The 6,396-nt window shown below is 49.5% G+C and carries 9 protein-coding genes; 1 reads left to right on the top strand and 8 read right to left on the bottom strand.

The features are described 5' to 3' along the window. The first annotated feature begins 219 nt into the window (after positions 1-219). Positions 220-357 carry a hypothetical protein gene (locus Q0340_RS08900; RefSeq protein WP_298083028.1) on the top strand — a complete coding sequence of 46 codons (138 nt, stop codon included), beginning with the start codon at positions 220-222 and terminating at the stop codon, positions 355-357. A gap of 22 nt (positions 358-379) precedes the next feature. Here the strand turns inward: Q0340_RS08900 and Q0340_RS08895 are convergent, their stop codons facing one another. The 8 genes from Q0340_RS08895 to surE form a co-directional block, all read right to left on the bottom strand. Beyond that, a complete protein-coding gene (locus Q0340_RS08895) occupies positions 380-925 on the bottom strand; it encodes a superoxide dismutase family protein (protein WP_298083027.1) in 546 nt (181 codons plus the stop codon). A 65-nt stretch (positions 926-990) separates the two neighbouring features. Next, a complete protein-coding gene (locus Q0340_RS08890) occupies positions 991-1,659 on the bottom strand; it encodes an ABC transporter permease subunit (protein ID WP_298083026.1) in 669 nt (222 codons plus the stop codon). Continuing rightward, positions 1,656-2,357: a molybdate ABC transporter substrate-binding protein gene (gene modA / locus Q0340_RS08885; RefSeq protein ID WP_298083025.1), complete on the bottom strand. Its 702-nt coding sequence runs from the start codon at positions 2,355-2,357 to the stop codon at positions 1,656-1,658. The genes Q0340_RS08890 and modA overlap by 4 nt, the downstream gene beginning before the upstream one ends. 116 nt (positions 2,358-2,473) lie before the next feature. Then, positions 2,474-3,325 carry a ModD protein gene (gene modD / locus Q0340_RS08880; protein WP_298083024.1) on the bottom strand — a complete coding sequence of 284 codons (852 nt, stop codon included), beginning with the start codon at positions 3,323-3,325 and terminating at the stop codon, positions 2,474-2,476. A 2-nt stretch (positions 3,326-3,327) separates the two neighbouring features. Beyond that, entirely contained in the window at positions 3,328-3,825 is a 498-nt protein-coding gene (locus Q0340_RS08875) for a nitroreductase family protein (RefSeq protein ID WP_291938251.1), read from the bottom strand. 191 nt (positions 3,826-4,016) lie between these two features. Further along, positions 4,017-4,226 (bottom strand): hypothetical protein, encoded by a 210-nt coding sequence (locus tag Q0340_RS08870; protein WP_298083023.1) that lies wholly within the window; start codon positions 4,224-4,226, stop codon positions 4,017-4,019. A gap of 282 nt (positions 4,227-4,508) precedes the next feature. Beyond that, positions 4,509-5,177: a ThiF family adenylyltransferase gene (locus Q0340_RS08865; RefSeq protein ID WP_298083022.1), complete on the bottom strand. Its 669-nt coding sequence runs from the start codon at positions 5,175-5,177 to the stop codon at positions 4,509-4,511. Next, on the bottom strand, positions 5,170-5,949 hold the full coding sequence (surE, locus tag Q0340_RS08860; protein ID WP_298083021.1) for a 5'/3'-nucleotidase SurE: 780 nt from the start codon (positions 5,947-5,949) through the stop codon (positions 5,170-5,172). The genes Q0340_RS08865 and surE overlap by 8 nt, the downstream gene beginning before the upstream one ends. Positions 5,950-6,396: the final 447 nt, after the last annotated feature.

The raw sequence follows: 6,396 nt of genomic DNA, 5'->3' as shown, positions 1-6,396 counted from the left end.
TGGCGTGATTGTAGGAAAAAGTCGTGAAGAAAAAGTTAAATGAAGCTCGCGCTGCCAAAATAGCTCGGCGCTGTAAATTTAAAGCTTTGATTTAAATTTGAAAAATTTTACTCCGCTGCGACAAAAACAGGGCGGAAGCGCAATGCGCGCAAACAAGGCTAAATTTTAAAATTTAAGCGGGAGACAAGGAGCGCGCGGCGCGTAAATTTAACATAAAATTTGCGCTGCATAGGTTGTATCAAAAGCCCGCCGTGCGTAAATTTAACGGCAAAGCGGGCGTATCTCGGCGCTGCGGACGGCGAAATTTCATCGCGTAAATTTAACCGCATAGCGGACATACTTAGAGATTGCGGATGATTAATTTCATCCGCGAAGAAGCTTATTTTATAACGCCGCAGACCATTCTAGCGCCACCGCCGCCGAGCGGCTTTGGATGGTCGCTGTGGTTATCGCCGCCTACGTGAACCATCAGCGAGTGGCCCTTTAGCTCATCTAGGCTCTTGATCTTCGGAGCTAACACCGGATAGACCGCATTGCCCTCGGCATCGACGAAAAGCGCAGGCAGATCGCCCTTGTGACCGCTATCATCCCAAGCAAACGAGTGTTTTTTGGTATCGCTTGGATCCCAGTGGCCGCCCGCTTTCATACCTAGACCCTTCTCGGTCGCGCCGCAGTCGGCGTTTTGATGCACGTGAAAGCCGTGCGCGCCGCTAGCAAGACCTTTTAAATTTGGGAAAAACGCCACGCCGTAGTTCGTCTCGACCGCTACGACCTCGCCTACGTTCATGTTGCCCTTCTCGCCTAGTTGCTCCATCGCAATGACGAGGTGCTTGCCGGTCTTAGGGTCAAAATTTTGCATATCGCCGTGCTCGTGAGCGATCAAGGCGCTTGCGACTAAAATTGATGAAATTAGAAATTTCTTCATGATAAATCCTTTAAAGTGAAATGTGAGTGCAATTTTATCCAAAAATACTTAAAAAATAATTTTTCTTATTTAGATAAATTTTGCTTTTTATCTAAAAGACTTATCGCAAAGAATAAGATCAGGCTGAAAATTACGAGCAAAACGCTTAAAATCAGCGCCCGCTCGTTCTCGCCGTCATACACGGCGTTGTAGATCGCAAGGCTTAGAGTGTCTGTTTTGCCCACGATGTTTCCGCCCAGCATCAGCGTGATACCCACTTCGCCAAGCCCGCGCGAGAGCGCTAAAATGAGCGCGGAGCCGAGCGTTTTAAGCGAGCTTGGAAGGATTACGAAGAGGAAAATTTGAGCTCTGTTTTTGCCCAAAATTTGCGCGGCTTCGATTAGGCTTTTCGGAAAGAGCTCAAAGCTCGCACACACGGGCTTTACAAACAGCGGCAGACCCACCAAAAATGCGGCGATTACCAATGAAGAAAAGTTAAAAACGATGTCTAAATTTAACGCAGAGCCGATAAATCCGCTCTTTCCAAAGATGTAAAGAAGCAAAAATCCCGTCGCGATCGGCGGGAAGATGAGCGGAAAAATCACTAAAATTTCGACGATTTTTTTAAGCTTCGATCTACTAAAGGCTAAAAAATACGCAATCGCAAGCCCTGCCGTAATCAGCAGCAAAAAGCTGCAAAATAGGGCTTTGACGCTTAAAAGCAAAGGATGCGCGATCCAAGCGATGTTGCTCATTTAAGACCGAATTTTGAAAAAATCTCTTTTGAGCGGTCCGATTTAAACTCCTTCATCACCTTTTCGCAAAGCGCCTGCTCGCCGCACGCGCTAAGCATTGCGATGCCGATGTATGCGGGGCTGTAGAGGCTCTCGTCGATGTAGATGATCGAGCCGAACTCATCTTTTTTGGCGACCGCTTCGGTGCTGTTGATAAAGCCCGCCTGCACCTCGCCGTTGATGACGTATGCGACTACCTGCGGCACGCCCGCAACGGCTAAAATTTTATTTTTTACCGGCTCCATCTTGGCGTTTTGTAAAAACTCGTTCGTTCTGATACCGTAAATCGCCTTTTTAGGATCGGGCATCGCGATTTTATCGAATTTTGCAATCTCTGATACGTCGTTTATTTTAATATTTTTCGGCGTTACTAAAACTAGCGTGCCGCGCCCGACGTTTTCAAATTTAGTGATATTTAGATCGCTTTTTTTCAAAAACGCCTCGTCGCCCACGATGAATGAAATTTTATTCTCGCGCGATTGAATGACGAGCTGGCCGAGGTTGGCAAACGATCCCGCCACGTCCATGCCCTCTTTTTTCAAATTTTCGATCACGGCCGAGACGGGCTTTTTATATCCGCCGCCGGCTGCGATTATCAGCTGATCCGCGCAGAACGAAACGCTTGCCGTAAGCGCTAAAATAAAAGCAATTTTTTTCATGAAAATCCTTTTTTTGAAATTTTAAGAATTCTACAAAATATACTCTTATTTATTAATAAATTGCGTTTTTATACCCTTTTTTAGACTTTTGCGCCTTAAAATTTAAAATTTAATATTTAGATAAGCTCTATCTTTCCGCCGAGATCACACACGCCCTGATTCCAAACCGCCGAGCTTACGAGCACGTCCGCGCCGGTGGCTGCAAACTCGGCGCAGTTATTTTTATTTATACCGCCCGCGGCGCAAATTTTAATCTGCGGCGCCGTTTCATCGCGCCTCAAAACGCAGGCTCTAAGCTCACCCGGGCACATCTTATCGCACATTATCGCATCGGGTGCGTAGCCTAAGAGCTCGCTAAATTCGCGCTCACTCGCCACTTCGATCATTATCTTTCGCTCGGGCGCGCGCTCTTTAAATTTAGCGATCTGCGCGCAAAACTCGCTAAAGCTTGCAAACGCGCGAATGTGATTTGAAAAAAACAGGACGCTGTCGTGCAGCCCCAGACGGTGCATGCTCCCGCCGCCCGCGATCAGCGCATTTACGCAAAGCTCCTTCGCAAAAGGAAAGCTCTTGCGCGTCGCGCCCAGCACGCAGCGCGGATTCGCCTCTCGCATCAGCGCAACCATCTCGTGTGCGTAGGTTGAAATTTTGCAGGAGTACTCAAACACGATCTGAACGATCTTCCAAGCTTTATGCAGGCTCTCGAAGCTCCCCCGCGCGCTAAAAATTTCATCCCCCGCGCAAAATGCGCTTCCCTCGCGCGCTAGATGCTGCATCTCGCAACCAACGCGCGCCGCTACTTCGCGCGCGATTCCTCCGCCGCTAAAGATCAGATCCTGCCTCGTTACGATCGAAAGTCGCGCGGGCGCGTTTAGATCCACAAAGTCTTGCAAAAGCTCGGTCGTAAGGTCCAAAAACGCGCCGTCGCTAGCGATAAGATCGTCGATTTTACTCTGCGAAATAAACATATCTAGCCTACAAAGTGAATTTTAGCGGGCTCAAAGCGCGAGTGCGCCTTTGTGACGCGAGACGGAAAGCCCAAAGGCATAATGCAAAACGCCTCCAAATGCCCAGGCAGATCCAAAATTTCTCTTACGCGCTCCATCGCGTAAATATCGGGCGCTACGCCCAGCCACGTGGTGCCAAGCCCCAAATGGTGCGCCGCTAGCCAGAGATTTTCTGCCGCACAAGCGCAGTCGTAGCGAGCGTAGGGCTGGAATTTTAAGCCGCTTTTGCGCGTGCAGACCACGATCGCAAGCGGCGCATCCTTCGTGCAGCCGCCGTAGGTGCCGACGCTGCTAAGTAGCGTAAGCGTGGTGCGGTCGCGTACTACGTAAAACTCCCATGAGCGCTGGTTGCCCGCGCTAGGGGCTTGCATCGCGGCTTTTAGCACGAGCTCGATCTGATCGTCGCTCGGCATTTTTTCGGTAAAATTCCGCACGCTCGTGCGTGTAAAAATTTCATTCATCGCTGCTCCTTTAAATTAAATTTCTAAATTCCGCTTTTTGCGAGCGGTAAAAAATGGAATTTAGAAGTAAGCTTGCCGCTGCGTTTGCTTGAGCCTTGCTTACACTTTGCGCTATTTAGGCGCTACGCGGCGGCTGATGCGCGCAGATTTGGTTTTGCTTGCCTGAGCCTTCTTTTTGCATCAAAAAGCGCTCAAAACTGCGATAAAATTTCAAATCGCGCTGCTGCGAAAATCCGCCGCAAAGAACATCCGCTCAAACTCAGCTTGCTTAAATTTCGCTCACGAGCAAGCTTGCGATCCGCGTATTTAAATTTTAATCCTAGGCCGCTATCTGGCTTGTTAAAACTGCGCGCCGTATACATCGGCATGCGCGTGTAGCTCGCGTGGTCCTTAAATTTCATCTCGCACGCAAGCCTGTGCCGATCTTTGCGGATAAAATTTTATCCTTCGCTGCAAATTAATTTTCACCTTCGCGCCGAGGAAATTTTATCTTCGTCGTCCGGTAAAATTCCGCTTTCGCCGCTTTTGAATTTTAACCGCATCGCGCGCCGCAAAGCACTTGCCGCGCCGTACCGCATGCAAAGCGCGCTCGGATCAAAAGCTCAAAATATCCAAATTTAAATTTAACCGTCAAACACGACCAGGCGGAGCCGCGCGCCGAAACGATATGAAATTTTAACCGCTTAAACTCGCTCGCCTATTAGCCTACGCACGACGTAGCTTGCGATGAAAAGCCCGAAGCTCGCGGTCACGCCCATGAAGCTGCCCATCGATTTGACGCGCGGCGGCTCGCTCGAGCAGACGACGTCAAAATCGCCCGCAAAGCCGTGCTTTCGCAGCTCGTATCTGATCTTGCGCGCGAGCGGATCGCCCTGCGTCTGCCAGATTGAGCGGATTTCGATTCTAGCGGGATCGAGTCTCTTTGCGCCGCCCATCGAGCTTACAAATCCTACGCCCGCCTCGCTACAGCGCAGCGCAAGAGCGATCTTAGCGCCCACGTCGTCGATCGCGTCGATTACGAAATCAAATTGCGCCAGATCAAATTTAGATAAAAATTCCTCATCGATCCTAGCGGCGATCGGCGTCACGCCTTTAAATTTGCGCGCGAAAACCTCGCATTTTAGCTCGCCTAGGCACTCGCTTCCAAGCTGGCGGTTTTGATTGGTGATCTCGAAGCGATCGCAATCGATCACGCTTAAGCCTACCGCGCCGCTGCGGTACAGCGCCTCTATCGCCGCTCCGCCCACGCCGCCGCAGCCGCATATTAAAATTTTAGCGCTTTGCAGCCTTGCAAAATCCTCGCCGAAAAGCAGGCGCGAGCGCGAAAAGCGGTCTACTACGACCTCACTCATCGTTTTTCATCCACCTTTCTAGCGCGCTCATCTGCTCGTGCGCGGTCAAATTTAACTTAATCGGGCTTAGCGTTGCCCGCCCCTCAAAAAGCACCGAAATGTCGCTGCTTTCGTTTTTGCTCGCATCAAAACTGAGCGTAGATTTGCCGAGCCAATAATACTCCATCCCGCGCGGATTGCGGTTTAGCTGTGCGTCGGTGTCGTAGAGCTTCTCTCCGCATGGCGCGACTACTAGCCCCTTGAAATCTTGCTTTGAAACGGCAGGGACGTTTAAATTTAAAAACTGCTTTGGCGGCAGCGGAAAGCCGTTTTTAAAGATTTTTTCCACTAGATCAACCGTGAGCTCGCATGCAAGATCAAATCCGTATCGCTGCAGCGAATCCGCGACGTAAAACTGGCTCACCGCGAGCGCGGGAACGCCTTGCAAGACCCCCTCCATCGCGCCTCCGCACGTGCCCGAATAGGTCACGTCCTCCGCGACGTTGGCGCCGTGATTTATGCCGCTTATCACTAGATCGGGCTTGCGGTTATACAGCGCGCGGAGCGCCAAATACACGCAGTCTGCGGGCGTAGCGTCATCGAGTTTAAAAAATCCGTCGTCGAGCTTGATAAATCTAAGCGGACGAGTAAGAGTAAGCGAGTGTGAGCAGGCCGATTTCTCCGAGCTCGGCGCTACGATAGTGACGTTTGCGACCCCTCTTAGCGCGCTTGCAAGCTCCAAAAGTCCGCTCGCTTCGAATCCGTCGTCATTGGTGATTAAAATTTCTTTCATATTCTCTCTTTAGCTAAAATTTCATGACAGACCTATCAGGGCGGAATTCTGTCTGTAAAATTTTAGCGCTAAATTCTTTACTATGCAAAAATTGCTACTTAGCTTGCGTGGCGTAAAATTTCATCGTGCCAAATTTTTTCGCAAAAATTCCATCACGAAACTTAGATCACAAAATTCATAGAAAAATTCCGCCTTTATGCTACGAAATTTTATCTTTTTTTGCTACAAATTTTTATAGCCTGCTACGCAATTTCATTGCCTAAATTTAGTTTTCGAAATTCCTTAAATTTTGCGACCGCACTCCGCAACTCGCCGCAAAATCTCGCCTTTTAAATTTTCGCGCCGATGTAAATCCGCGGCATAAAAAATTATGCGAGGTATTCTACAACCCTGCTTTGCGGCATATCTCCTCGCTCACCTGCGAATCAAGTAGGTGCGAGCTTGGAT

Source organism: uncultured Campylobacter sp., from assembly GCF_938045595.1.
Lineage (GTDB): Bacteria > Campylobacterota > Campylobacteria > Campylobacterales > Campylobacteraceae > Campylobacter_B.
This window is presented reverse-complemented; position numbering and strand designations above follow the sequence as displayed.

Bases quoted from the DNA above. Each gene is read 5' to 3' on its own strand.
- Q0340_RS08895 (WP_298083027.1), bottom strand. From the start codon at position 925: ATGAAGAAATTTCTAATTTCATCAATTTTAGTCGCAAGCGCCTTGATC.
- Q0340_RS08890 (WP_298083026.1), bottom strand. From the start codon at position 1,659: ATGAGCAACATCGCTTGGATCGCGCATCCTTTGCTTTTAAGCGTCAAA.
- modA (WP_298083025.1), bottom strand. From the start codon at position 2,357: ATGAAAAAAATTGCTTTTATTTTAGCGCTTACGGCAAGCGTTTCGTTC.
- modD (WP_298083024.1), bottom strand. From the start codon at position 3,325: ATGTTTATTTCGCAGAGTAAAATCGACGATCTTATCGCTAGCGACGGC.
- Q0340_RS08875 (WP_291938251.1), bottom strand. From the start codon at position 3,825: ATGAATGAAATTTTTACACGCACGAGCGTGCGGAATTTTACCGAAAAA.
- Q0340_RS08870 (WP_298083023.1), bottom strand. From the start codon at position 4,226: ATGAAATTTAAGGACCACGCGAGCTACACGCGCATGCCGATGTATACG.
- Q0340_RS08865 (WP_298083022.1), bottom strand. From the start codon at position 5,177: ATGAGTGAGGTCGTAGTAGACCGCTTTTCGCGCTCGCGCCTGCTTTTC.
- surE (WP_298083021.1), bottom strand. From the start codon at position 5,949: ATGAAAGAAATTTTAATCACCAATGACGACGGATTCGAAGCGAGCGGA.